Source organism: Xanthocytophaga agilis (assembly GCF_030068605.1).
Lineage (GTDB): Bacteria > Bacteroidota > Bacteroidia > Cytophagales > 172606-1 > Xanthocytophaga > Xanthocytophaga agilis.
Window position 1 is genome coordinate 514,250 of the sequence record NZ_JASJOU010000001.1, and the last position, 25,772, is coordinate 540,021.

The window sequence follows — 25,772 nt, forward strand, 5'->3', positions numbered from 1 at the left end:
CCTCCAACATTCCTTCACCAGCTAAATCACCCAACCATGAAATTTCAATACTTAATCATTCACTGCACCGCTACACTCGCCGGACGCTGGGTATCTGCCGAAGACGTCAAAAAATGGCACACCAAACCCAAACCCTACGGCAACGGCTGGAAGCAAGTAGGCTACTCCGATCTGATCCTGTTAGATGGCTCCCGTCACCAGTTCGTCAAACACAACAACGACCAGATCATTGACTCCTTCGAGATTACCAATGGGGTAGCAGGTATCAACTCCATTTCCAGACATTTGTGCTATGTAGGTGGCCTGGACTCTTCCCATAAAGCACCATTGGATAGTCGGACGCCTCAACAGATCTCGACCATGCTCGATATAATAGGGGAGGTGTTAGGTTATGCACCCAATATCAAGATTGCCGGACATAACCAGTTTGATAACAAAGGCTGTCCGTCTTTCTTCGCCCCAACATGGCTTAAGCAGCTAGGTATTCCCGAACACAACATCGAGTGGCGCGATCCGTTTGGCTATGAACGGTATTTTAAGCAGGCCTGGAAGCGATAAACATGAGGACTTTGAGAGAAAAGTAAGATACAAGTAGCTTGGTGACCTACTTTTCTTTTGTACAAACATAACTGAAGAAGTCGGTGGAAGAAAATGTATCAGAACAATAAACAAACATAGGTAGCAAGATTTGTCAAAAATTAACCAGCGACTATACCCTTTTCAAAAGTATAGTCGCTGGTTAAAAGACCCACAGTATCATTCAGGATGGCTCATGTATCATGAGTATAAACAGATGCGTTGAAACCTGGCTGATATGTTGTGTGTTAAAAACCGAATCCTACATAAATCTGGAAGACGCTGTTTTTAGAGTCTCTTAGCAACCGACTGGCGTTGGTAGAACCATTCAGGCTGATCCCTCCATCTTTTCCTACCTCACGTAAACCATAGTTATAACGGAATCCCAGTGTAGCTCCCTTCAGATCAAAACCGAGACCTCCAGCCAGACCATAATCAATGCTATTGAATTTGTCTTTATTCAATTCGGTTACTCCATCTATCGATCCATCATCGTCTACATCTTTTATATTCACATTCGTCAGAAAGGCCGCGTACGGACCGGCGTGAATGTTGAGAGGGCCCAGATTTACCATCAACAGAATAGGTACCTGAATATATCCCAGGTTGAAACGGTACTTACCACTGCCCTGTAAAAAATTGCTATACTCGGTTTCAGAGCCCACCAGTGTATATAAAACCTCAGGCTGTATGGATAAAACTTCTCCTGCAATGGGTGCCTTTAGAAATACGCCTGCATTGAATCCGGGTTTAATCTTTTCGTCTCCGACTTCTGTTTTATAAAAGTTGGAAAGGTTAAGTCCCCCCTTGATCCCAAATTTTACTCCATCTGCTTCTTGTGCATAGGAATAGGTACTCACACTTAACAAGGCAAGCAAACTGAAAGTTAGATGCTTAAACGCCTGTTGTTTGATTGCAAAAAGATTTTTCATGCTGGTTGTGATTAGTTAGTATAAGTAAACTTAGTTGTTGTAGCGATTGATTGTATATCAGTCAGATCCTACAGCATATAGGTATGTTTCGTTTTACATACCTGGGCAATCTGTTTTCGCTTTACCTGTACCACAGTAGGCCATGCTGATAAAGTTTACGTCCATATCTATATCCTATTCCTTCTGTTGAAAACACATCTGCAGAAAGCAGGAACTTTATTTTCATACTGAGATCTCAGGAAAGCAAATCGAATGAGTCAGTGAGTACAAAATTTGTGAATTGCTACATAAGTGAGAGGGTGTAGTGTTGGGAGTATGCCAGTATGCATACTATTTCTTCCAAACATTGGTATTAGAAAAGAAAGTAAAAAAAGTTATCAGCATCGCAATAACTCTTTCTTGGGATTTTCTATGGACATTACTTTTATCTTATCTCATTTTTATCTCACATACTCTTCTGATTTTATAGAGTCCACGTAGAGAACCCATAGTGGCAGAAGTACTAGTAAAGACATACTATGCTAACAAAGAGAATCAACTACAGTTTGTCAGTTAGCTTTTACAACAAACGGTACAATATATATGTGATAAAACAGTGCCACCAAATCATCTGGTAATTGAGAATCAGTATTCTATGTGGTAAATACTTAAACTGATAAATAGGTGTTTTGTGCAGAAAGTCTTCTTTATACACTTTCTCTCAAAGAGTATATTGCGTTTTATGCTCAGATGACCACAATCGACAAAAATACATACTTGCGTAGGGTGTGGCAAATACCTATAATACACTTCTTTGGTACAAGTGATAGTTGTTTATATATGTTGAGGTACAGTTTTTACAGAGAACAGGTAAAATAATATGTAGATTTTTAGTCCGGAATTAATTTCTCATCAGAGACTTTATGCTACATGTTTTTTTGTTGAGAAAATTTTTGCAGTTATATCATATACTTTGTCTGCTTAACTTCTAACTTCAACAATCAGACATGCCACATATAACAGTATGATTATTTGAGTAGGAATACTATCTCAGATAAACCTGGGAAAAACTAACAACAAGACTAATTAAAAGCTTGTCGTAAAGTATGGAAATCTGGTATTCACTTTTTTTAGCGGGATTTTTGGCGATATCCTATCTTTATGAAGGTATTTATCGTATAAAGCTTACCTGATGTATTTTTTGATCCCATCTTTAAGAGCCATACCTGGAAAATCCTTATGTTGTTGAACAAACCAATCTCGCTGTCATATTTTATTAACCTCATTAAATATGATGCACTCATTATTGTACTTTATAGTGGTATTGCTATGGTTGTTCGCCATCACAAATACCTTCACTCTATTTCAATCCCCCTTCCCGTAGCCGCCATAATTGGTACATTGATATCTTTGTTGCTGGCATTCAGAATATCGCAGTCGTATGAACGCTGGTGGGAGGCCAGAATTATCTGGGGAGGGATTGTGAATGAGAGCCGTACTCTCATCCGTCAGGTAAAGCAGTTCTTACCAGCAGATCCGATGGCTAAAACCCATATGATCGACTTTGCCGAGCGACAGATTATCTGGGCGTTTGCCCTGGGAGAATCTCTCAGAAAGCTTCCGTTTTCACAAAAAGTAACTACTTATCTGAACAAACATGAATTGCAAAGCAACAACATTCCCAATCTGTTGCTGGATAAGCACTCCGAACAATGGCAATATGTAAGCAGTCAGTACAATCTGGACCCCAACAAACAGGTACAGCTTGATTCAACGTTGGTGAGATTAACCGATGCAATGGGAAAATGCGAGCGCATTAAAAGCACAGTTTTTCCAAAATCGTACAGTGTGCTAATCCGTTTTATCATTTATGTGTTTTTAACCGTTTTTCCTTTTGGTCTGGAAGAGGTTGGCGATATACCAGAAATTATATTATCCATATTGATTCCACTCCTTTTTATTATGATTGAACAGACATCCGTCCTTATGCAGGACCCCTTTGAGAATCGCCCAACAGATACCCCGGTTACAACCATCGCTCAAACCATTGAGATCAATTTAAGCGAGATGACTAGTTCGGTTATGATTCAAAAACAATCTCCTGTGGATAGCAGCTATTATATATTGTAAGAGTATACGATGCTGGCCAACTTAACAAGCAGACATAGTAAAAACACTTCTGTGAATAGGTATTACAAGCTATGATAGCAGTATATCCGGTATCTATTGTAAAAGAGCTGGTTATTCCGGAACGACTCAGCAGAGTATGCAGGCTACTCTATACAGTAAGCAGGGGTCAGTCATTGCAGCCTAGCTGACATTTTCTGGGAAGTGCCAGGCTATGCTTCTGGCATCAGCATGACTAGTTTGATAATCCAAGGATGTACAAGCTTTGTTGTACCCACCTGGCTTAAGCAGCTCCCGAACATACTATTGAGTAGAGCAATTCGTTTGGTGCTGAACGGTACTTTAAACAAGCCTGGAAGCGATAAATAAGAAAATAGCCTTAAGTAGCAGGTGTGCTATTTGTTGATATTCAGAGATTTATATTTTGTGGGTGGACAAATAGAAAAGCCTGTCAGACAATTGACAGGCTTTTCTATTTGTCTTTATACCATTTCTTTTTCGTTTTATATTTTACATAGTTCTTCGGTACATATCAATAGATAAATAGGCTTCCGAACTGATTCTGGTCATATCGTCGACTTGTCTTTGCTGGCAGGCATCAACCATTAAAGCTTGGGCACCTTCCAGTGCTGTAAGCAATCGTTTACGCGCCAAACAAGTTAACGATTCTTCGGGTTCCAGTGCAAATCCATTAATTGTATCACAAGCCGATCCGATAAGCGATTGCAGCGCAACGGGTGTATGAGCCTCTGACATATAGGGAGCCAGCTTTTCAATTTCTTCCAGAATAACTATCAGTGTCTTCTCGTTGTCTGTCCTAAAAGTAGGAGTATGGCGTGTATGCATATGGTTTGATAGTTTATATATGTAACAGTTTATTTATTCACTAATCTGTAGTTGTGGGATATCATAACAACCCGTCTATCTGTATTTTATTTCACTCTTTACCTTACTGTATACAAAGGATAAAAAATGATGCCATGTGTTTGTAATTTATTGTAAATCAGTTAAATCTATCTATAGATGACAGTTCTGTTTGCCATTTGTGAGCTTCATGTGTAAAGAAAAGCAATCCATAAGGATGTTTATCTATGTCAATGATAAACACTATTTTTACGTTTTACTCCGATTTGAAATACAGTCTGAAAATAGTGCCCTTGTCAAGTGAGCTCTCAACTTCGATTTTCCCTCCGGCAGCATATATCAGCTTTTTAACCAAATACAGACCAATGCCTTGCCCTTCTATGTGCTGCTCAATCCGATGGTAAAGTGAAAAGATTTGGGGTAGCTGTTCGGCATCCATTCCTTTTCCATTATCCTGGACAGTCAGGAGTTGAAATCCGGGCAGTGATTCGGTACGGATGAGAATTTCCGGTTTTCGGTTTACAGAACGATATTTAACTGCATTGCTAATCAGATTATAGAGGATGCTGCGAACACTCTTGCGTGATACTGTGATAACCGCAACCTGAAAGTCAGTTTTAATGGTAGCCTGAGTAGCATTTAGCTGATCAAGAATACTCAGACGAATGTCTTCGAATAATTCAGCCCAGTTAACCAAATCTTGTTGCTGGACTATCTGCGATTCCATATTGCCAATGTAAGCCAGTTCTTTTACCAAAGTCCTGAATCGTTTCAGTGCCTGCTCAATCATCTCATAAAACGAATGCTTTTCTTTGTCAGTGGTCTTGTTGTCCTGTAACAAAAGAATAAGCCCCTCAATATTAGCGAGCGGAGCCAGCAGATCATGAGATGCCGCATATACAAATGTGTCCAGCTCTGCATTGATGCGCAGCAGACTCTGATTGCTTACCTGAAGTTCTTCCTGTGTTTTCTTTAAATGGGAAATATCATAAAATGTAATAATGGCTCCGTCAACTTTCTGATCATTAAGGCGAATGTATGGAACGGTCATTACCTGATAATAATTACCTGTAACAGACTCTGCTTCCCTGACAATCGATTGCCCACTGGCAATAACCTTTTGTATATCAGTGAGCAAGGTTTCAAAGCGGATGTTGGTCGTAATATGGCCCAGAGGTCGTCCAATGTCACTCTCCCGCATATTAATGTGCTGGACAGCAGCTGGAGAGAATTTTTTAAGCCTTAGATCTGAATCTACAAATAACTGTCCATTCTGATTACTTCGAAAATAATTGTTCAGATCATCATTGAGTTCGGTAAGTTCGCGGATCTTAAGCTGATATTCATTATTAATCGTTTGTATTTCTTCATTGACAGATTGTTGTTCTTCGTTAGCGCTCTGCAATTCTTCATTGACAGACAGGAGTTCCTCATTAAAGGAAAGCATATTCTCTCTGGAAAGATCCAGCTTCTCATGCGCCTGCAGCAAGCGTTCCCGTGCATTTTTGAGTTCTTCTTCAAGATGGACAATATATTCCATGGTATGCTGCGAATGATGAAACTGTTCAACAGCATGTTGGGAAGAGGGGTGTTCTTCACGATCCGGTTGTAGTGTACTTTCTCTGAAAGCAGCTTCCTTATTCTGTTGTCTATCCGGACTGGGGTTGCTATGTGGCATTTCTTCACTGAACAGCACCAGCAAAGACTGCATATTTCGCTTATCCTTGATTTGTTGTAGCTTCAGGCGTACTGACCTGAAAGGCTCTGTGGACAGAACAATGCCTGTAAGAGTCACTTGTGCATGGGGTTGTTGACTCATATTGTTTATTCGGTGTAAGCCAGCACCAAAGGCAATTGCCAATGGCTCTGGTAACAACTCTGGCAATTGAAAGGTAAGAACTTTGGGTAATAAATATTTTTCTACCGGGCCAAAAGATTGTACTACCTGCATGGCTTCATTGATACATACAGCCGCCTGTCCGGATTCTTCCAGCAGTACCTGTGCAACGGCTTCTCCCAATTGTGGTTTCGGAAAGGCACTTTCACGTATAGAGCTTACAGCCAGGTTTTCAGGCAGATTTTCCGGTATTACTGGCAGCGAAAAATGACTCAGGCGCAACGGAGCCTGCTGCGTTTTCTGATAGATTTTCCATTTGCGGCTAACTTCCTGCACATAAGGCTTGAGGGTAGAAATAGACTCACTGGCTCCCAGAAATAAATATCCCCCCAGCTTCAGACCAAAATGCAACTGATAGAAAATCTTGTGTTGAAGCACAGAATTCATGTAAATCAAAAGATTCCGGCAACTGATCAGATCCATATGACAATAGGGTGGGTGAGTCCCTAAGTCATGATGCGCAAAGACAAGCATGTGTCGTAGCTGAGGTATAACCCGATAAGACTCTTCTTCCCTGACAAAAAAACGCTCCAGTCGCGAAGGAATCAACTGATTTTCGATACTGATCGGATATACTCCACGGGCAGCTACAGCCAGCGCGTTTTTGTCCAGATCCGTAGCAAAGATTTTCACATGCTGCTTCTGACCATGTCGCTCCAGATACTCCACAATCAGCATAGCAATAGAGTAAGCTTCTTCGCCTGTGGCACAGCCCGCCACCCATACTTTGATCTCATTCTGTGAGTGGGTAGTATCTGATTGATTATAAGTAAGTATAGAAGGAATCGTTTCTTTTTCGAGAATATCAAAAGCATCCGGATCACGAAAAAATGAGGTAACACTGATGAGAAACTCCTGAGCCAATACCTGAAGTTCCAAAGGATGAACTTTTAAAAAAGCCAGATAGGCGTCAGACTCAGCAAGATGGTGGTGAGCCATCCGTTTACGGATACGACGGAAGATGGTGGCACGTTTGTATCCGGAGAAATCAAACGGCAACTGATTTTTTAACAGATCCAGAATGGCTACAATGGTGTTTTCTTCGTTGATAAGCTTTTCTTCGCTGACGAGTATAAATGAGCTGTCGGGTGTAATGGTTGATACAATATCAGTAGATAAGGCAGCCTCTGTAAGAGATGAGTCAATGTCTGTCATTGTCTTATCGTCTTCGATGATCAGGTCAGGGTTTGCACCAATAGAATGAACTGGCTGCACCTCAGGCAAAATAGATGATAGTTGTTCTTTATCCTGGTTAGTTGTTTGCACCGGATTAGTTTCCTTGTCTTGCTCTATATAGCGCAGAATGGCCTCAGGCATAGCATGTGTGGCAAGAACCTTATCTACTATACCGGTAGCCAAGGCATGTGCAGGCATGTCCGGATACGCAGCTGTTACAGGATCTTGCACCAACACGAGACCCCCTGCTTTTTTTAATGCTATCACGCCTTTGCTTCCATCATTTCCCATTCCGGAAAGAATCACACCGATGGCCTTATTGCCCTGATCAGCGGCAAGTGCCTCAAAGAATGTATCAATCGTTCGATGGGGATATTTATGACCTTGTTTACTGATCAAAAATAGCTCTCCTCCCCGAATAGTCAGGTAATGTTGGGGTGGAATTACATATATTTTGTTCCGTTCTACTTTCATATGAGTCGTTACCTCATAGATAGACAGCTTGCTATGGACTGCCAATAGCTGTGCCAGATGACTCTGATGATCGGCAGACAAGTGCTGAATGATGATATAGGATACTTCATCCGGTAAGGTATGATCAAAAAAGTCGAAAATAGCCTCAATGCCACCGGCAGAAGCGCCCAGGGCAATAATATACTGACCTGACAGAGAAAAGAGTGGCATATGATTCTAATCGTTAGGATGTAACTACTAAGAATAGAGTTTCAGGACAATCAGCTGGATAGAATAGAAACAAGTTAAAGGGAATAAGGCTATGAGTTAAGTGACCACAGGTTCATATTCAGCAGTCTACAAGATTATGCACATACAAAGGATGGACAAAGACATAAAACGGATCAGGTTCATCAAGCAAAGCGGCAAACTTACACTTTGTATCCGGTTGTTGTGATCGAGCAGGTATTGAAATAAACTGACTCTCTTTTGCCGCTGCTTTCGTGTTAACTGGTTATATGAAAACAAATCAGACAACACAAATCCAATAGTTACAATATAGGTAATTAGTACGGACAATTAGTATACCTTACTGTCTGTACCTGACTAAAGCTATCGGACAGGAGCAGGAAAATATTCATTAGACATACTTGTTAGCGTCTGAAAACCCGTTTTGTGAAAATATTTTCTACCTGATTACGTGAAATACTCATTTGCACAAATAAGTATTTCACACACTCCGTCCCTAAAAAGTTACTACTCAATAGGTGTGAATAATGTAAATCGTTTTCAAAGATGTGTAATATATTCCTACCTCAGATACACCACCTTTGCACGATAGTTTTAAGAGTATATAATTGAAAATTACCTACGGCAAACTTCTGCTAACCACTGGTAACAATACACATACAAACCACTTAAGCCTAAACGTAAAAAAGAATCATGTCTTTTATCATCCGTATTCTACTAAAAAGAAAATACTATGATAAGCAATACCTATCTGCACTTTCCCTTCAGACCTCTGTTTCAACATGGTTGAAATAAACCGTTAAAAGAGTGAAAGTCGATCTGACAATTTTATAGTTGGTTTCAGATAAATGACTATATACTTGTTCAGACCTGAATACTAATTGTACTATACGTCTAACTGGATTACTCTAGTAATGTGAAAACACTATAGTTGATTTAGGTGAAAATGGTATTTAATCTGTGGGTCTATCTGAGCTATTCAGTGCAAAACACCTTCCTAGAGTAATAAAATAGAAAGATCAGACTATCTTAGTCTGATCTTTTTGTTGATTCCGGATATAGTTACTCTGCCCGGAATTTAGTTTACAACCGGTTGTTTACAAACAGACCAGTAGTCTAGAATTATTTTTACAAGATCTTTCAACTCTGTATACTCAAAAGGCTTCTCAAAAGCACCCTGGAGAGCAATAGTAGTATAGATATCTGTAATAACAGTATTTGAGATAGCATTGGACATAAACACAAATGGAATACTTTTGATTTTCATTTGTGTAAGCTCATCTACCCGCTTTTTAAATTCTACTCCATTTTCCATAGGAAGCATCATATCACAAATAATCAGAAATGGAATAGGAGTATTGTTTGCCAAATAGTCAAAAGCTGAATGGGTGTTGGTAAAATAGAGTCTTTCCTGAGGAGTATTTAACTCCTGAAAGATTTTTTCCATTATGAATTCCTCATCCTCATCATCATTAATGATCAAGATAGGACCACGGTGTAAGGTTTGCGGTAAGGCCATTTAAGATAAATTTATTGCTCGTATAACCATTAATGGACAATGCTGTAATAGGGTGCAGGCATGGATGATTTTGTACTATTACCCTGATCGTTTGATTATATACGGGAACATTCCAGCATAATTAAACACTGGTTTTAGAAACCTGAGACAGTTGCATTTCCATCCATTCAAAGACCTGCATGGCTACTTCTTCCCAACCTTGTTCGCCACAGATATAGTGTGAACGATTGGCAAACTCACGATATTCTACACGAAAGTTTTCATCTGTATAGGCTTTGCTGTTCTTTTCGACCAGTTCGTGTGGAATAATCTGATCTTCTTTTCCACTGATAAATAACAAAGGTACATGAGGGGTATCCAGTTCAATATATGCCGATGAGCCCAAACATCCTCTGAGTATATTGCGGCTGTCATGTGTAGCAGTTTCTTCATAGGCTAGTCTGGCATGCTGCTCACTCAATGTATTACAAAAGTTTTTATGGAAGCTTTCAACGGTTTGCTTAAAAGGTTGATCTCCTTTGAACGGATTGGTGATAGCTGCTACATTCTTAAAGAACGGCCAATCAAAGGTCATCATCATATTAGGTGCTACCGGACTGATAGCTATACCCAAACTTGCCAGATTCCGGTTAACAAAAATCTGTGTGAGCAATCCCCCAACGGAATGGCCAATGAGGATAGGCTTTTCGTTTATGTCTTCATTCAGACCACCTGCTGCCCGTATAGTACTTTCCATAGCAGAGATCACATCATCCAGCATCAAATCACCCAAACCAGCTGGAGGATTGGCACGTAATTGAGCAGGATCACCGACATGACTAGGCCAAGCGGGAGCTATACAGTTGAAACCACGTGCCGTAAAATACAAGATCCATTTTTCCCAGCTTTTGGGATTTTGAAACATACCATGAATAAATACAATCGTCTTTTTCATATAAAATGTATAAAAGAGGTAAGTGGTAAATTACTATGCGTGAGTGCTATAAAAATAAGCCAGATGCCTTCCTCAGAATACAGTATACATTGTTCAGATGCATATATACCCAGATGATTATATAGTCAGGTTGGTTATAGACTCATGGTAAAACTTTCGATAGAGGTATAGACCCTGGCTATTAAATTTACTAATAGCACAGGATCTTTTTCCTGCTCATTCTCATAGGTAGAGAGTCCCTCATCTACAGTCTCAAAGAAAAACAGCGCCTTATCCTTCATGATAAAGGCAAGGCTTTTCCCCTCAATGTCTAACCCGTTAATGAGTACCGTTGCATGCAGAGTAATAGTTCTCAGTTCATGACATACTGCAGAATCATCTGCTTTATGGAACAAACTTTTCACTTTGGGTAATAATTCAATGAGTTCTGCTTTAGACATGTTGAATCTCTGTTCTTTGGGCATGCGGGTTTTCGTTTGTGATGACAAACTTAGGTGCGTTTAATTGATAGAGGTATGTAAAGAACAGGATCTAAAGTAAGTTACTAACTAGCCGTTTGAGTGGCGAACTGCTCACGTTTTTCTTCCAGCCCTTTCATCAACTTCTCAAATGGGTCATTGAATTTGTAAATACCTTCTTGTTCTAATTGAGCTGCGATAGTTTCCAAATCGATTCCTAGCTCTGGTAAACGGGCAAGTAAGGATTCTGCTTGTTCAAGATTATCTTCCAGACGTATTACGGGCTTTCCATCTGCCCGGTAAATCTGTAACGTTTCCAACGGAACTGTATTAACTGTTTTGGGACCAATCAGTGATTCAACGTATTTGAGTGGGGAGTAGAGAGGGTTTTTATTACCTGTGCTAGCCCATAACAATCGTTGCGTGGCTGCTCCTTTATCCATTAACTCCTGAAAACGCATGGATGAAAATACTTCTTTATAAACGCGGTAGGCTGTTTTGGCACTGGCAATGGCTACCTGACCCAACATTTCCTGAGCAAGTGCTCCTTTTTCACCACCTGACTGGACTATCTTTTCCAATAATGGATCTAGTAGCAAATCAATCCGGGAAAGAAAGAAGCTGGCTACTGATGAAATGCCATCAATTGGTTTACCACTGGCGGCACGTGCTGCCAGTGCTGCTATGTATGTTTCGGCTACAGCCCGATAACGCTCCACACTAAATAATAAAGTGACATTCACATTAATGCCTTCGGTCAGAAGCGTTTGAATGGCAGGTAGTCCTTCTTCTGTCCCTGGTACCTTAATCATCAGGTTAGGACGGTTAACAGCTTTCCATAAACGTCTGCCTTCTTCAATCGTACCCTGTGTATCATGTACCAGCGTGGGGGCAACTTCCAGGCTTACATAGCCGTCGGTACGATTGTTATCCGGATCATTATACACAGGAAGAAAAGCATCACAGGCTCGTTGTACATCAGCTACAGCCATGGCTTCGTATATCTCTTTGGTCGTATGCTCCTGTTGAGTGAGCTGACGAATATCATCATCGTATTCATTACTGCCTGTCATAGCTTTTTCGAAGATAGCCGGATTAGAAGTCATTCCACGCAAACCGTCTTCATCAATAAGCCGTTGCAGATTGCCATCTCTCAGAAGCTGGCGGTTAATAAAGTCTAACCAGATGCTCTGACCTAGTTCATTGACCTGTACCAATGGATTTAACGTATTCTTTTTCATTTCATTTGTTGGATTTCATTACAAAAAGCTGGATATAGATTCTGCTATACCCATTTATTTTATTTTCTGCTATCGGGATAGTGAATAAACCTATAATAAATCAGCATTCCTTTCCTGAATAAATACGATTTTGAACACTGACCCACACAATGGCTTATCTCAAAACTATAGGTGAATTTTAAATGGAAAAGAGAAGTGAGAGAATGAGATTGACTGAAGCTGAAGAATAAAATTATGCATAACTATCTGTTATTCATAAATAAGCATGCCTGTTGCAACCTCAGGAATTTATTTTTACTAAAAGAGGACAGCGATAGGTTGAGGTATCTCTTCTGATTTTCTACCAAACAAATTCAGAAACGAGGCTGACAGACTTTTAAGGGAATAATTTGACGTGCTAACAGGAAAGAGGCAGGCAGAAAGTGATTTAAATTGTTTTAATCCCTATTAACATATTGTATCAACCAGGCAGATACTTTACCTGGTAGCAGCATTGTAAACTCTATTGTACCTAATTAAAAGTGAGATAATTACTGACAGTGAGATAATAAGGTACATATAGTGTCAGATCTGCCCCAATAATGACTTAGGTTAAAAAATGGTAATTTTGTTTCAACATAGTATTGACATTTGCCATTGTCTGTTTCAGATTCATACTGGCATGTGTACAGGATGAAATAGTACAGTTCTTTCAAATGAATTTAAAGAACTGTACAAACATATACGATCATGAAAGGTAATTCCCGCAGATATTATTCACTTGGATCGAAATCAAAATCCGCGCCATCATTCACACTAGGCGTCGTGCTTATATTCATCACGGTTTCTCCCTGACTGTTTTTGCGAATGACATAATAATACTTTTGCGTTTTTAATTCGTCTGCATGTGCATCACGTTTGAAGTTTTTACTGGGTGCACAGGAATAATAGCCACGCATAGTGCCTGATAGAGGGCGAATGGTAAATGTACCTTCGGACTCATTGAAGGTGACATTACCTGTATTGAAGGTAAATGCCTCCGTGCGACAGTTGTAACTCGTGGCTGCATTGATAACATAGAGTTCATATTTTCCATTGGGCTTGAAATAAAATACCATCCCTTGTTCAAATGCTTTTCCTCCATAGGACCCATCATAGTTTTCGAAGTCATTGAGTGAGAAAGAACCTCCAAATGCCCACTTCCCTTTTACATTGGAAGGAATAGAAGTTCCAGGACCTGGGTCGTCTGAGGAGTTGTTTTTGGTACATGCAGATGTAGCCAGCGTAAGTAAGGTCAGGAAATTTAAAAATAATTGTTTCATAGTGTAAGTGTTAAATGATTACTGAGCCAAATTTGCTGCCCAATGATCTTACTTGCACTGTTATTCGGTTGAATTGATAGTATTATTACATGAATTGAAGTGACTATGGGGAAATTGTAGCTAGTGAATTGCATTGAATATATCAATAGAATAGTTACCTTCGATTATCCGGATAATAGCTAATTGATCATGTCTGAATTCTTTTCAACTCAAAACAGAGCCCGATTTATTGAACAAATGTGCCAAAAGCCTCTTGATCTTTTGGTGATTGGTGGGGGCATTACAGGTGCAGGAATTGCATTGGATGCAGTGACACGGGGCATGAGAACAGGATTGCTGGAAATGCAGGATTTTGCAGCGGGTACATCAAGCCGGTCAACCAAGCTGATACATGGTGGATTGCGTTATTTAAAACAACTTGAAATTAAGCTTGTGGCTGAGACCGGCAGAGAGCGTAAGATTGTCTATGAGAATGGCCCACATATTACCAAAGCAGAACCTATGTTACTGCCTTTGGTAAAAGATGGTTCATTAAGCAAATGGAGTGCCTCGCTGGGACTGGCTGTATATGACTGGCTGGCGAAAGTTCCGGTATCAGAAAGAAGACGGATGTTATCTGTTGAGGAGACGAAGACGATGGAGCCATTGCTTGACAATAGTTCCCTAATTGGGGGTGCTCATTACTATGAGTACCGGACAGACGATGCCCGACTGACCATAGAAGTATTAAAAGAAGCAGTTGACAGGGGAGGGAGGGCCGTAAATTATATGAAGGTGATTGACTTCCTATATAAAGACAAAAAGATTGCCGGGGTTGTGGTGGAAGATCAGTTGACAAATGACAAACATGAAATATATGCTCAGGTAATTGTAAATGCTACAGGCCCCTGGGTAGATACGCTGGATGTATTGAATGATACAACAAAAGGAGAGAAACTGTATTTAACCAAGGGTGTACATATTGTAGTAGCACAATCCCGGTTGCCTATCCGGCAGGCTTTGTATTTTGATACACCAGATGGACGAATGGTATTCGCTATACCCCGTGCCGGCAAAACGTATATTGGTACTACAGATACTCCTTATAAAGGAGATACAGCGCATCCTCATATGACAAATGAGGATCTGACCTATCTGCTGAATGCTGTCAATCATATTTTTCCATCTGTTCAACTGGTAGCAAGTGATGTAGAATCACATTGGGTGGGGCTGCGGCCACTGATTCGGCAGACAGGAAAAGGTCCTTCTGAAATTTCCAGGAAGGATGAAATATTTCAGTATGAATCCGGGTTGATTTCAATTGCAGGAGGAAAGCTGACAGGATATCGGAAGATGGCAGAACGGATTGTGAATCTGGTAGCGATTCGTTTAAGGCAGAAGGAGGGACGTAAATTTACTGCTTGCCAAACACATAACTTGCCTGTATCCGGAGGAAATGTTGGAGGGTCAATAGGGTTTGAAAACTTTGTAAAGGAAAAGATGCAGCAAGGGGTTTTACTGGGATTAACTGCTGGTGAATCCGAAAAACTGGTGCGTATGTATGGGTCTAATGTGGGACAGGTATTTTCATACTTACAAAACTGGAAAGTGGAAAGTGCTGCTTATGGGCTGACACCTGTACTGTTTGCTCAGTTGCAATATGCATTGAATCATGAAATGGTTGTGACACCTGCCGACTTTTTTATACGACGTACAGGGGCTCTATATTTTCACATTGACTGGGTACGCAATTGGGAAACTGTTGTGTGGACGTATCTAATGAATGAATTGAAATGGAGCAAAGAAAAGGCTATAGAATACAGACAACAAATGCGAGAGTTGATTCAGGAGGCTGAAGGAGAGGCTCTGGTGAAGAATACCAAATGAGGAGTTATATAATACTACTATATAACTCCTGAAATAGATTACAATATTTTCAGACCCAGAGAAAGTTGATAAAGACCACCTTTGGGCTTTCCAAGATTTACCCGGTCCCAGTCTCCGGTTTCGGTAAATGAACCTTCATATCGTGCATCAATGGTAAACGATCCGAGATCCAGTCCTAAACCTGCCTGATAGCCCAGAACAGCTTTTTTATACGCTTCTTCTACAGAGCCTGTTTCTTTCAAAAAGTCTTTAACTCCTTCTCCATTCAGATTATAAGAGGCCATCGGTCCACCAAACACACGAATGTTAAATAGCTTGTTCTGAATCAATGTTAATCCGATCAGAACAGGGATATCTACATTGTATAATTTGAGTTCGTATTTACCTGACTTTACATCCGGATCTACGGATTGATTGATAGTGATGGAAGCACCTTTGGTAGAAAAGATACCTTCTGGCTGGATGTACAGGCGACCTACGTTAAAGCGAAGAAATAAACCGGCATTATATCCTAAACGATAATCTGCAGAAAAGTTGCGTGTGTCCCGTACCAGTGTAGAAAAGTTCACACCCGCTTTGGGACCGAATGTAAAGAACGGAGGCTTATCTTGTGCTTGTGTCAATTGGATACAGCCCAGAAAAAGGCTTACCAAAAATAGTTTTTTTAACATAATTGTAAGGGTTGTGTGTTGCAATAACGTCAGAATAAATAATAGATTGCATGAGCCGGAATGTTCTGAATCAAAAACTATACCTGTTAAATAAAAAAGCATAGAATGGGTATATTCCATTCCATGCTTTTTGTGGGCAATAACCAATAAGAAGTAAACAGATCTAGCTGTTAAAAATAAAATTGTGTTAGTGAGGAAGTTGTGCTATTTGATAGGACACTAAACTGAATAAAAGTTACTTAAACAGGCCTCCCAGTAAACCACCCAGTGGGTCTTGTTGATTCTTCTGTGTAGAAGGAGTGGATGTAGAATTGTTTCCCCCCATCATTCCACCTAATACAGAACCTAATAATCCACCACCTGCATTGCTTCCACCTCCCAGTAGACCGCCAAGCAATCCACCCAGATCTCCGCTCTTTACTTTCCCATTCAGCATATTTAAAATGATAGGAATTGCTATAGTGGCTATAGTTTGAGCTATGGCAGGTGAAATATTTAATTTACTGCTTAACTGAGATACGACAGTAGGAGCCAGACCATTCACTACAGGGCTGTTGGCATGGGTTTCTTCTCCTGAAAGTAATTCCTGAACTCCAGACATATCTCCGTTTTGTACCTGTTGCATCAGTGAATCCAGAATAGCATTACTGGTTACACCAGCTACTTCCTGTGTATTTACATTCAGACCTTGTACTGCTGGATTTTTAGGCAAGCTTTCCCCCAATTGAGACTGAGCCATTGATAATAATTCGTCAAACATAGTATTTTCGTGTTAGGTTATAAAAATAATACGATACTCAGTGACTGTATCCTTCTTCCATAATTGGCAGAAAGTACAGGATTTTTTTGACCAGAGTCAAACATATTCTTCTTTATTCGATAGGCCATCCAATCAGATCTCGGATCACAACCGACGCGCAAGTCATGCCAAATACAGCAGGCAGATACGATATAGTACCATAGGCTGATTTTTTAAACCGATTTCCGTCAGTATACATTAATGCCTGATCTACATGCTTTTCACGGGAATATACGGTTTTAATACCGGAATGGATACCAAGTCGTCGGAGTCGTTTGCGAACATCAGACGCGAGTCGGCAAATCCGGGTGTCTGCTATGTCTGCTACGCGAAGCTGGGTAGGGTCAAGTTTTCCTCCTGCACCCATAGAACTTACAATTCGCTGTCCTTGTTTGTAAGCTGTGCTTAACAACATGAGTTTAGGAGTAAGACTGTCAATGGCATCTACCACATAATCATAGTTGGAGTTAAGTAGAGAAACCATTTGATCTGGCTGCAAAAACTGTTTTTGTGTAAACAACTGAACTTCCGGGTTGATTTGCTTCATGCGTTCAGCCATAATATCTACTTTGTATTGTCCCTGTGTGGTAGCTAGTGCCGGGAGTTGTCGATTGCGATTCGAAGCCTCTACTTCATCTCCATCTGCAATCGTTAGTGTACCAACACCTGCCCTGCAAATAGCCTCTGCTGCAAAAGATCCTACTCCTCCCAGACCCACAATCAGCACATGGGCGTTTTGCAGTTTTTGTATGTTTTCGTCTCCAATCAGTAAAGTTGTTCTGGATAACCAGCTTAAATCAGACATTGTTGTATAAAATGGGTTTTAAAATAAAACAGGCCAGAGCATCTCATTTCTGAGATGATGTATATGTATGAGCTATTTCAGGAAATAAGTTTAATACTCTTGTGAAAATATCTTTAGTAAGTGCCTCAATGGAATTATTTAGAATAGAAGAAGCCATCTGATAAATCTCCTCTATTGTAATATACTTGTCATCTGTTTCCAGGAAAAAACGATCCGGTGGTATGACTTTCAGGAGTTGTCCAGCATTGGATGTTGTATGTAGTAATGCTGAACCTAATGAAAAGTAAAATCCATGATCTAATAACTGTGTAGCAATAGTGAGATTAGCATTGTATCCATGTACAATCCAGGTAACTGTACTATACTTTTGTTTTTTTAGTTGTATAAGTTCTGGAAATGCCCGTACACAATGAATCACAAGCGGTTTCTGGAGTTGTTCGGCCAACGAAATATGTTTGGTAAAGATCTCTATCTGCGTTTCTATTGTAGCCTGTGCGTTGCGGTCCAGACCCGCCTCTCCAATGAGTAATGCAGATGGTTCCTTTGCTTGTTTTTCTACATAGTGCCATTGTTCATCCAGATCCGGTAAATGCACATCCCAGGGGTGAATACCTACAGATATATATTCATTTATTTGCGATAAAGAATTACGTTCAGATGCCCGTACATTCCGAAATGCTATTTCGTTACGTTGCCTGGAGGAATGTATATGAAAATTGACAAACGGATATAGCATAGTTACCTCATTCTTTTGAACATTGTGGTGCAAGTTAGGCATTCGGTACAAAATATGTTTTATGATTGCCGTTTTCTATGCTATCTTTGCACTATGCAAGCCGTCCTATCGCTATTCTGTTTTGGCAGAGTGGAGGAAAGTCCGGGCAGCACAGAGCAGCGTACTTCCTAACGGGAAGGCTATGAACGGGCAACTGTTTATAGACAGATAGTGCCACAGAAAATATACCGCCAGATTCTGGTAAGGGTGAAATGGTGGAGTAAGAGCCCACCGCATGGATGGTGACATCAATGGCAGGGTAAACCTTACGCGCTGAAAGACCAAATAAGCTGGCGATGTAGGTAGTGCATACCCTGTACTACGTATGAAAGGGCTGCTCGCCCGAGTCAGTGGGTAGGTCGTTAAAGGCCAATGGTGACGTTGGTTCAAGATAAATGATAGGAGTCTGAATCTATTCAGAACACAGAACCCGGCTTACAGGCTTGCATAATTTTTACGTTGGTGTAGCGCTTCCACCATTTTCAGGTGAGCAAACGTAGCTGCAATACTTTGTCCTACCTTTTCCAGAAATTGAATCTCATGAGGCTCAAAGTAATGAAAAGAGGCTAGTTCCAATACACCTTCTTTGGTATGATTGGCAATCAAAGGCACCAGTAAGATAGAACGCGGTGTAGCATCTCCCAATCCGGAGGTGATGGCAGGGTAATCCTGAGGGACTTCCTTCATATAGATATATTCCCCTTCCTTCCAGCATTGACCTACTAGGCCAAAGGACTTATCAATCTGTTTCTGAATATACTTTTTCTTGTCAAAAGCAATACAGGCTTTCATTTCCAGTATATCTGTATCAGGCAGTTCTACAAAAATAGCTCCCTGGCATGCCCTGACGTACTGAATCAGTTCACGAAGTACTTCATGGCTTATTACAGTAATTTCTGCATTGCGTTGAAGAATCTCGGCAATTCGGGCATAACCTACATTTATCCAGTTTTGACGTGTTTCTTCTTCCTTAAGCAAACGTAATTGCCGGGTCAGATGCAACAGAGAATTATTCAGCTTATCTTTTGAAGATGCAACCACAATATCTGTTTCCAATTTTCCTTCTGAAATCTCTGTCAGATGCTGAGATGTTTGTTGCAGTCGGTCTACTACTTTGCTAAAACCCGCTAATAGTTTATTAAGAGAGTTATGATGCAAGGATATGGCTAATGAGGTATCAATGTTTCCCTCTGCTATATGTTGTGTAATAGTGGTAAGTTCCTGAATTGGTGTAACAACCAGTCGCTTGAATAGATAACTGCTTACTGCCAGCCCAATGATAGATAATGCAATCAATAGTATAAGAATACCTACTATCCAACGTATGGCCGTATGTGCATACTGATTCAGATCAGAGTTTATTGTAGCTATATCAGTTTGGATTTTCTGATATGTGAGGTTCATTTCCTTACGCAAGCCTTCATTTTCATCCAATCCTACTCTTTTTTCTATTTCTACAATTTTGAAGAACACAACTCCATAGGTTTCCAGAGCTGCTTTCACATGGTCGCCTATTTCTGGACTTTTACCGCCTGCAATGATACTATCTATTTTATTCTGAAATTTATTGAGCTGATACGCAAACGTTTTTACATAATGTTTGTCTTTACGTAAAAAGAAATCTTTCTCTTCCCTACGAAGCAGAAGCAAATCTGTTTTATCTGTTGGGAAATTTGCTTCTTCCACAAAATACACTGCAACACGCATTTGTCCTTCCAGTCCCATATCATTGAAACCTCTTTCCCGGTATAATTTTCCAACGGTTTCAAATGCAGTATTATAGCGGGCAAGATCCTGTTGAAGGGCAACCAGGGCAAGTTCATTCTTTTCAGACTGGCAAACACTAATTTTCTGAAGAATTTTGATAAGGCTATCCGACTCCTGTAAAATCTGTTGATTTTTATCGAAAAAAGTACTCTTGCCAGTTCTGATAAAAACTTCACTGTTAAAATCTTTGAGCAGAAAGTCTTTTTCTGCGCGTCTGGCTTCTCCTATCTTAGTAAGCACCTCCTCAATAGTAGTGCTGGCCTGATAACTTTGTTTCAGCTGATTAATTAAAAAGAACAGGGCGACAACAATACCTCCTATACTAATGCAGAGTATGGCTGCAATATAAACTTTAGAGCGAGCAATCCGGTTGAAACCGTGAAACATATAAACAGGAAGCGATACTAAGTATAATAATTTTAAAATCAGCTAATTATTAAATCTACAAAGAGGATATACATTATTCAAACAGTCCGTTGTTATCATATAAGCCAATGAAAATCAAACTTCTTTGATTTGTCTGATAAAGAAGAGGAATACCAGAGTTTACTGAAAAACTTACATATTTTTAGCTATAGTTCATTTAAAGAAGTAAAGGAACAATAAAGTAATTCTGCTGGGAGATAGGTACATGACTAACTTCTATTCAAAATATTATATATAGTTTTGTGTAGTTCAATTTTATCATTTGATTTGCTTTGTAACCTATTAAACATACTGATACATGCCCCGATTATTAATTATTGATGACGAAAAAAGCATTCGGTATACACTGAAGGAAATTCTCGAATATGAGAAATATGAAGTAGATGAAGCTCAGGATGGAGAAGAAGGACTACGCAAGCTAACTGAAAATCATTATGATGTTGCCTTGTGTGATATCAAAATGCCTAAAATGGATGGCGTAGAGGTACTAACCAAAGCAAAAGAGCAGGGCATAGATACACAGTTTATTATGATATCCGCTCATGGAACTATTGAAACGGCTGTAGAGGCTACCAAAAAAGGAGCCTACGATTTTATTTCCAAACCACCTGATTTGAATCGCTTACTGGTTACTGTGCGAAATGCCATGGATAAGTCATCACTAGTGACAGAAACCAAGGTGTTGCGTAAAAAAGTAAGCAAAGGATCTGATATTATTGGAGCTTCGGAACCCATACAACGTGTAAAAGAAGCGATTGAGAAGGTAGCCCCAACGGAAGCACGGGTATTGATTACCGGACCGAATGGAGCTGGAAAAGAGCTGGTAGCCCGTCAGTTACATGAAAAAAGCAATCGTTCTGGTGCAGGTCTGGTTGAAGTAAACTGTGCAGCTATCCCCAGTGAATTGATAGAGAGCGAGTTGTTTGGACATGAAAAAGGTTCTTTTACCTCAGCTGTAAAACAACGGATCGGAAAGTTTGAACAGGCCGATGGCGGTACACTTTTTCTGGATGAGATAGGGGATATGAGTTTGTCTGCTCAGGCCAAGGTATTACGGGCATTACAGGAAAACAAAATTACCAGAGTAGGAGGGGATAAAGAAATTAAAGTAAATGTACGTGTACTGGCGGCGACCAACAAAGACTTAAAAAAAGAGATTGCCGAAAACCGTTTTCGGGAAGATTTGTACCATCGGTTGAGTGTGATTCTGATACATGTCCCTTCTCTGGATGATCGCAAGGATGATATTCCGTTATTAGTAGATAAGTTTCTGGGTGACATTGCAGAAGATTATGGAACCGCTCCCAAACGAATTGATGCAGGTGCGCTTGCTTACCTGCAAAGTCTTTCCTGGAGTGGAAATATTCGGGAACTGCGAAATGTAGTAGAACGACTGGTGATTATGAGTGGCAATGAAATCAGTGAAGCAGATGCCAAAGCCTATACTGGTAAGTAAGCTGATGTAGTATTTAAAAGAAGTTATCAGGAATCCTGTAAAGCTGCCTTTACAGGATTTTTTATTGAGAGAAACTATAATTCTGGTAACTCAACCTCTTTATTGTCTATATTCACTAAACCTGAATAACAAGCCCTATGAAAAAGCTTTTTCTACTAATCTCTCTGTTTCTACTTTATACATCTTTTAAACCCAAAGAACTTACCTGGGTAGCCATTGGGGATTCAATTACGTATCTCAACGACCATCCTGACGAAACAGGCAATCGAATCACCAAAGGATACCTGACAGGAGTGACAGAAAAGCTTCCACATATACATGTCATCAATCAGGGACACAATGGGTGGACTTCCGGAGGTATTGCGGAATCATTAGACAAGCTGGGATTAGTAAAGGCTGATATCTATTCCATTTTTCTGGGCACTAACGACTGGTGGCGTGGTAGACTACTAGGTAAACTAAGTGATTACCAGAATAACACTGGCAATGGTACCGTCTATGGCTCCTTTCGTCTCATTACTAATAAACTACGTGAACTGAATCCACAAGCCAAAATTATTCTGATTACCCCAATGCAGCGGGGTGACTTTGTATATATCAATAATCCTAAGAACAATGCGTATGGTTCCTATAAGCCTAAAAACGAACAAATGCTGGAGCAGTTTGTCTGGGCTATTGATAGTATTGCAAAGGTAGAGAAATTTGCAGTGGTAGACTTATACCATCAGAAAGAACTGGATTTGAAACACATAGTACAATTTAAACGCTTAAAAGATCCTACTACAGGAGAGTATAAAAATTATCCATACCCAGAGTATATAGGTATACCCTACAATCCTGAAACAGACGAATATCCATATCCTGTACAATCCATTGATATGACCTACGATGGCCTACATCCTTCAGACAAAGGATATGAAGTTATCACCCGGATGTTGGTAGCGATTATGAAGAAGTATTGATAAAGAGTTTCCTTATCATTTTGTTGGCTTAGGAAAATGAATTTACAAATCATTCACAATCCGGATGGTAATACTCTCTAGGATAGGTTTTTATTGGGCGAAAAATTTGTTCAGAAGGGCAAAAGATAAAATCAAAGTGGATTTTACGATCAGGAATTTTTTTTGTGCAAATCATTTTCAATACAGAAGAAAAACGTAAGTCATTGTACCCGTCTTTATTTAAGTCTCTTATATCAATATTCATGAAATAGGGATCGTATATATTATCATCTTCATGCATATCTATAGTGTTAGGTATATCTATATCATCAGTAAGGGCGTCTCTGATTTTTCCCTTATGATACATATACAAATGATGACCTCCATTACCAAACCCTGTTACATAAGCTGTTAATAAGAAGGGATTTTTGTTCTTAAATACTGAAAAATACTTTAATGAATCACAATGATCCTGATAAAGTAATATCTTACCAGATTTATTAAGGATACATAGTATCTGTGGTGGATAAGAGCTGGACGATCCTCCGAAAAATTCAAAAAAAAGCATAAAGAATTTTTGATCACTTCCATATATCTTATGTTGTTCAAATGAAAGGATTTTTCCATAATCCCAGTTTTTAGGATAAATGCTTAATGTATCTCCATATTCTTGTGCGGAATAGATACACTCTATCTTTCTAAGAAAGTCAGATGTATCTTTAACCTGTAAATAGTAAGAAGCAGGATTGAAGTTTTGGAGTTCTGAGAAAAATAATGTATCAACTTCTTTCTGAGGAGGAGCTAGGGTTTCACAATATTTTAACGCAACTTTTGTCGATTGTAAAGATTTCTTAGTAGATGATTTTTCATCTGGCTTGGTTTGGGATGATTGACAGGATACTAAAATTACAAATAGGAATGGTATAAGTCGATACACTTTTTATGGGATTTTAAGGATAATAACTAACCTTGAAATATACTTGTTTTAATGCTGATTTCTGGTATTAGGTCTTTACTATATCTTTTTGTATTATCTTGAAACAAACAGATGATTACTATACGGTTACTGGAGGAAACAACAGACTTAAGCACACCCAGACGTGTCATGCGGTATGTGCTGGTGTATTGCTCAGAAGGAAGCATCAGGATGAATGTCGATGAAAAAAATTTTATTCTGCAAGCTGGAGACGTGATTACTATTACCTCAGGACAAATTCATGCTCTGCAAACCAATTCTTATACGAAAGGATATATCCTCGAATTTACTCTCGACTTCTTTTGCAAGGATGATCAGGATATTGAGCTGATCTTTCATAATGGTCTTTTCTGTCACTTTGCGATGAATGAAGTAATCCAGGTGGATAGGCGTATAACAGAAATGTATCTTCAAGCTATTCAGTATGAACTGGTTCGACAACCATATCAGTATTTTGTATCAATCCATAGTTATATCAAACTCATGCTGGTTGCGATCAACCGTGCCAAGGTGGAACGGGGTGATGAAATTTGGAAACCTGACGCCTTATTTCTTCGCTTTCTGGAAGCTGTTCGGAATAGTTTTGAACACAACTATACAGTTGCACAACTAGCCCAACAACTGGGTACTACAGAAATAAAACTCAACGAACTGGCTAAGCTGCATACTGGTAAGACTGCTCAAAGTGTAATATATGGATTGGTAACTTCGGAAGCTAAACGCTTACTCACCTATGAGAAGCTGACAATAAAAGAAGTGGCTTATAAACTTGGCTTCAATGATCCGTTTTATTTCTCCAATTTCTTTAAAAAACAAACTCAAATTTCTCCCTCCCAGTACAAGGAAACATATGCTTTGTAAAAAGTACATGATTTTCTGAAGATTCTCTATTCTTTTCAGATGTTGTCTCCTGCATCTTTGTATCGAATTCTATTATATACAGAGTCAGAAGATGAATACCTATCAGAATATAGCTGGTTTTTTAGTACGTATAGCATTGGCATCCGGATTTCTATCTGCTGTAGCTAGTCGCCTGAGTTTATGGGGTACAAATTCTTCTGGCTGGAGTGCCTTTGTAACTTATACCGCCAAGGTAAATTCTTTTTTACCCGAACGTCTTGCTCTCTTTCTGGCTATAATAAGTACCATAGTTGAAGTAGTTCTCGGCCTTTTGTTGCTGATAGGCTTTAAAACCCGTTGGGCAGCCTTCGGAGCCGCTGTGCTTTCCTTGTTGTTTGCTTTAGCCATGACATATTCCTATACCATCAAAGAGCCTTTAGACTATTCGGTTTTTGCTTTTAGTATGGGTGCTTTTTTGTTGAGCACATTGCCTGTGTACAAATGGAGTATAGATTCTTTATTCACCTAATCACTTTTATGAATATGAAAAATACAAGCACCAACATTCAGGATTATCTGGTACGAAGAGATACCAAAACCTGGCAACATTGGAAAATACTACTTTGAAAGAAGGTGATTATCTTTATACACCACCCAGTTTCAAACATTCCGTAACCAGTCAGACTGGTTGTACCTTACTACTAATCATTCCGGAAGAAGTAGAGATCCTTGTCTGAGTATAAT

General features: G+C 39.6%; 22 protein-coding genes, 1 other RNA gene and 1 pseudogene. 9 read left to right on the top strand and 15 right to left on the bottom strand.

The features are described 5' to 3' along the window. Positions 1-180 precede the first annotated feature (180 nt). Positions 181-318: a hypothetical protein gene (locus tag QNI22_RS02035; protein WP_314508924.1), complete on the bottom strand. Its 138-nt coding sequence runs from the start codon at positions 316-318 to the stop codon at positions 181-183. Positions 319-360: 42 nt separating this feature from the next. Here QNI22_RS02035 and QNI22_RS02040 point away from each other — a divergent pair, with 42 nt between their 5' ends. Then, positions 361-558, top strand: a complete 198-nt coding sequence (locus QNI22_RS02040; RefSeq protein ID WP_314508926.1) for a peptidoglycan recognition protein family protein — start codon at positions 361-363, stop codon at positions 556-558. Positions 559-824: 266 nt separating this feature from the next. On the opposite strand, the gene QNI22_RS02045 is transcribed toward QNI22_RS02040, so the two are convergent. Continuing rightward, positions 825-1,508 (bottom strand): porin family protein, encoded by a 684-nt coding sequence (locus QNI22_RS02045; protein ID WP_314035720.1) that lies wholly within the window; start codon positions 1,506-1,508, stop codon positions 825-827. A 1,218-nt stretch (positions 1,509-2,726) separates the two neighbouring features. On the opposite strand from QNI22_RS02045, the gene QNI22_RS02050 reads away from it, so the two are divergent. Beyond that, positions 2,727-3,617: a bestrophin family protein gene (locus QNI22_RS02050; RefSeq protein ID WP_314508927.1), complete on the top strand. Its 891-nt coding sequence runs from the start codon at positions 2,727-2,729 to the stop codon at positions 3,615-3,617. A 507-nt stretch (positions 3,618-4,124) separates the two neighbouring features. Here QNI22_RS02050 and QNI22_RS02055 read toward each other — a convergent pair. The 7 genes from QNI22_RS02055 to QNI22_RS02085 all read right to left on the bottom strand — a co-directional run bounded on the left by QNI22_RS02055 (position 4,125) and on the right by QNI22_RS02085 (position 13,706). Beyond that, the gene (locus QNI22_RS02055) at positions 4,125-4,460 is read right to left on the bottom strand and encodes a hypothetical protein (RefSeq protein ID WP_314508928.1); all 336 of its coding nucleotides are present in this window, start codon (positions 4,458-4,460) and stop codon (positions 4,125-4,127) included. 274 nt (positions 4,461-4,734) lie between these two features. Then, the gene (locus QNI22_RS02060; protein ID WP_314508929.1) at positions 4,735-8,235 is read right to left on the bottom strand and encodes a chemotaxis protein CheB; all 3,501 of its coding nucleotides are present in this window, start codon (positions 8,233-8,235) and stop codon (positions 4,735-4,737) included. A 1,096-nt stretch (positions 8,236-9,331) separates the two neighbouring features. Then, positions 9,332-9,772 carry a response regulator gene (locus QNI22_RS02065; RefSeq protein ID WP_314508930.1) on the bottom strand — a complete coding sequence of 147 codons (441 nt, stop codon included), beginning with the start codon at positions 9,770-9,772 and terminating at the stop codon, positions 9,332-9,334. Between the two features lie 121 nt (positions 9,773-9,893). Beyond that, positions 9,894-10,706, bottom strand: coding sequence for an alpha/beta hydrolase (locus QNI22_RS02070; RefSeq protein ID WP_314508931.1), 813 nt, complete (start codon positions 10,704-10,706; stop codon positions 9,894-9,896). A gap of 134 nt (positions 10,707-10,840) precedes the next feature. After that, entirely contained in the window at positions 10,841-11,194 is a 354-nt protein-coding gene (locus QNI22_RS02075; protein WP_314508932.1) for a hypothetical protein, read from the bottom strand. A gap of 56 nt (positions 11,195-11,250) precedes the next feature. After that, positions 11,251-12,405 (bottom strand): transaldolase, encoded by a 1,155-nt coding sequence (gene tal / locus QNI22_RS02080; RefSeq protein WP_314508933.1) that lies wholly within the window; start codon positions 12,403-12,405, stop codon positions 11,251-11,253. 752 nt (positions 12,406-13,157) lie between these two features. Next, positions 13,158-13,706, bottom strand: a complete 549-nt coding sequence (locus QNI22_RS02085; protein WP_313979811.1) for a hypothetical protein — start codon at positions 13,704-13,706, stop codon at positions 13,158-13,160. 189 nt (positions 13,707-13,895) lie between these two features. On the opposite strand from QNI22_RS02085, the gene QNI22_RS02090 reads away from it, so the two are divergent. Next, the gene (locus QNI22_RS02090) at positions 13,896-15,572 is read left to right on the top strand and encodes a glycerol-3-phosphate dehydrogenase/oxidase (protein WP_314508934.1); all 1,677 of its coding nucleotides are present in this window, start codon (positions 13,896-13,898) and stop codon (positions 15,570-15,572) included. 38 nt (positions 15,573-15,610) lie between these two features. Here the strand turns inward: QNI22_RS02090 and QNI22_RS02095 are convergent, their stop codons facing one another. The 4 genes from QNI22_RS02095 to QNI22_RS02110 form a co-directional block, all read right to left on the bottom strand. After that, complete coding sequence (locus QNI22_RS02095) at positions 15,611-16,243, bottom strand: porin family protein (protein WP_313979816.1); 633 nt, start codon at positions 16,241-16,243, stop codon at positions 15,611-15,613. A gap of 235 nt (positions 16,244-16,478) precedes the next feature. After that, positions 16,479-17,003 carry a hypothetical protein gene (locus QNI22_RS02100; protein ID WP_313979818.1) on the bottom strand — a complete coding sequence of 175 codons (525 nt, stop codon included), beginning with the start codon at positions 17,001-17,003 and terminating at the stop codon, positions 16,479-16,481. Positions 17,004-17,115: 112 nt separating this feature from the next. Beyond that, positions 17,116-17,847: a tRNA threonylcarbamoyladenosine dehydratase gene (locus QNI22_RS02105; protein WP_313979821.1), complete on the bottom strand. Its 732-nt coding sequence runs from the start codon at positions 17,845-17,847 to the stop codon at positions 17,116-17,118. 43 nt (positions 17,848-17,890) lie between these two features. Continuing rightward, the gene (locus tag QNI22_RS02110) at positions 17,891-18,625 is read right to left on the bottom strand and encodes a TatD family hydrolase (RefSeq protein WP_314508935.1); all 735 of its coding nucleotides are present in this window, start codon (positions 18,623-18,625) and stop codon (positions 17,891-17,893) included. Between the two features lie 50 nt (positions 18,626-18,675). On the opposite strand from QNI22_RS02110, the gene rnpB reads away from it, so the two are divergent. Continuing rightward, positions 18,676-19,076, top strand: an RNA gene (gene rnpB, locus QNI22_RS02115) — RNase P RNA component class A. A gap of 53 nt (positions 19,077-19,129) precedes the next feature. Here the strand turns inward: rnpB and QNI22_RS40255 are convergent. Continuing rightward, positions 19,130-20,776 (bottom strand): annotated as a pseudogene (locus QNI22_RS40255) (GAF domain-containing protein); the annotation flags it as partial. A gap of 337 nt (positions 20,777-21,113) precedes the next feature. Between QNI22_RS40255 and QNI22_RS02120 the strand changes: the two are divergent. Continuing rightward, positions 21,114-22,271: a sigma-54-dependent transcriptional regulator gene (locus QNI22_RS02120; protein ID WP_313979827.1), complete on the top strand. Its 1,158-nt coding sequence runs from the start codon at positions 21,114-21,116 to the stop codon at positions 22,269-22,271. 137 nt (positions 22,272-22,408) lie between these two features. Continuing rightward, a complete protein-coding gene (locus QNI22_RS02125; RefSeq protein ID WP_314508936.1) occupies positions 22,409-23,233 on the top strand; it encodes an SGNH/GDSL hydrolase family protein in 825 nt (274 codons plus the stop codon). A 49-nt stretch (positions 23,234-23,282) separates the two neighbouring features. Here the strand turns inward: QNI22_RS02125 and QNI22_RS02130 are convergent, their stop codons facing one another. Continuing rightward, on the bottom strand, positions 23,283-24,149 hold the full coding sequence (locus QNI22_RS02130; protein WP_314508937.1) for a hypothetical protein: 867 nt from the start codon (positions 24,147-24,149) through the stop codon (positions 23,283-23,285). 111 nt (positions 24,150-24,260) lie between these two features. Between QNI22_RS02130 and QNI22_RS02135 the strand changes: the two genes are divergently transcribed. The 3 genes from QNI22_RS02135 (at position 24,261) to QNI22_RS02145 (ending at position 25,765) form a co-directional block, all read left to right on the top strand. Next, complete coding sequence (locus tag QNI22_RS02135) at positions 24,261-25,049, top strand: helix-turn-helix domain-containing protein (protein ID WP_314508938.1); 789 nt, start codon at positions 24,261-24,263, stop codon at positions 25,047-25,049. A 91-nt stretch (positions 25,050-25,140) separates the two neighbouring features. After that, positions 25,141-25,557, top strand: coding sequence for a DoxX family membrane protein (locus tag QNI22_RS02140; protein WP_314508939.1), 417 nt, complete (start codon positions 25,141-25,143; stop codon positions 25,555-25,557). 79 nt (positions 25,558-25,636) lie between these two features. After that, positions 25,637-25,765, top strand: a complete 129-nt coding sequence (locus QNI22_RS02145) for a cupin domain-containing protein (protein WP_314508940.1) — start codon at positions 25,637-25,639, stop codon at positions 25,763-25,765. Positions 25,766-25,772 lie beyond the last annotated feature (7 nt).

What these genes read in the sequence shown, in the direction of transcription:
- QNI22_RS02050 (WP_314508927.1), top strand. Translation starts at nt 2,727, where the DNA reads ATGTTGTTGAACAAACCAATCTCGCTGTCATATTTTATTAACCTCATT.
- QNI22_RS02095 (WP_313979816.1), bottom strand. Translation starts at nt 16,243, where the DNA reads ATGTTAAAAAAACTATTTTTGGTAAGCCTTTTTCTGGGCTGTATCCAA.
- QNI22_RS02105 (WP_313979821.1), bottom strand. Translation starts at nt 17,847, where the DNA reads ATGTCTGATTTAAGCTGGTTATCCAGAACAACTTTACTGATTGGAGAC.
- QNI22_RS02040 (WP_314508926.1), top strand. Translation starts at nt 361, where the DNA reads ATGCTCGATATAATAGGGGAGGTGTTAGGTTATGCACCCAATATCAAG.
- QNI22_RS02045 (WP_314035720.1), bottom strand. Translation starts at nt 1,508, where the DNA reads ATGAAAAATCTTTTTGCAATCAAACAACAGGCGTTTAAGCATCTAACT.
- QNI22_RS02085 (WP_313979811.1), bottom strand. Translation starts at nt 13,706, where the DNA reads ATGAAACAATTATTTTTAAATTTCCTGACCTTACTTACGCTGGCTACA.
- QNI22_RS02135 (WP_314508938.1), top strand. Translation starts at nt 24,261, where the DNA reads ATGATTACTATACGGTTACTGGAGGAAACAACAGACTTAAGCACACCC.
- QNI22_RS02125 (WP_314508936.1), top strand. Translation starts at nt 22,409, where the DNA reads ATGAAAAAGCTTTTTCTACTAATCTCTCTGTTTCTACTTTATACATCT.
- QNI22_RS02060 (WP_314508929.1), bottom strand. Translation starts at nt 8,235, where the DNA reads ATGCCACTCTTTTCTCTGTCAGGTCAGTATATTATTGCCCTGGGCGCT.
- QNI22_RS02090 (WP_314508934.1), top strand. Translation starts at nt 13,896, where the DNA reads ATGTCTGAATTCTTTTCAACTCAAAACAGAGCCCGATTTATTGAACAA.
- QNI22_RS02035 (WP_314508924.1), bottom strand. Translation starts at nt 318, where the DNA reads ATGGGAAGAGTCCAGGCCACCTACATAGCACAAATGTCTGGAAATGGA.
- QNI22_RS02100 (WP_313979818.1), bottom strand. Translation starts at nt 17,003, where the DNA reads ATGTTTGACGAATTATTATCAATGGCTCAGTCTCAATTGGGGGAAAGC.
- QNI22_RS02070 (WP_314508931.1), bottom strand. Translation starts at nt 10,706, where the DNA reads ATGAAAAAGACGATTGTATTTATTCATGGTATGTTTCAAAATCCCAAA.
- tal (WP_314508933.1), bottom strand. Translation starts at nt 12,405, where the DNA reads ATGAAAAAGAATACGTTAAATCCATTGGTACAGGTCAATGAACTAGGT.
- QNI22_RS02120 (WP_313979827.1), top strand. Translation starts at nt 21,114, where the DNA reads ATGCCCCGATTATTAATTATTGATGACGAAAAAAGCATTCGGTATACA.
- QNI22_RS02140 (WP_314508939.1), top strand. Translation starts at nt 25,141, where the DNA reads ATGAATACCTATCAGAATATAGCTGGTTTTTTAGTACGTATAGCATTG.
- QNI22_RS02110 (WP_314508935.1), bottom strand. Translation starts at nt 18,625, where the DNA reads ATGCCTAACTTGCACCACAATGTTCAAAAGAATGAGGTAACTATGCTA.
- QNI22_RS02065 (WP_314508930.1), bottom strand. Translation starts at nt 9,772, where the DNA reads ATGGCCTTACCGCAAACCTTACACCGTGGTCCTATCTTGATCATTAAT.
- QNI22_RS02055 (WP_314508928.1), bottom strand. Translation starts at nt 4,460, where the DNA reads ATGCATACACGCCATACTCCTACTTTTAGGACAGACAACGAGAAGACA.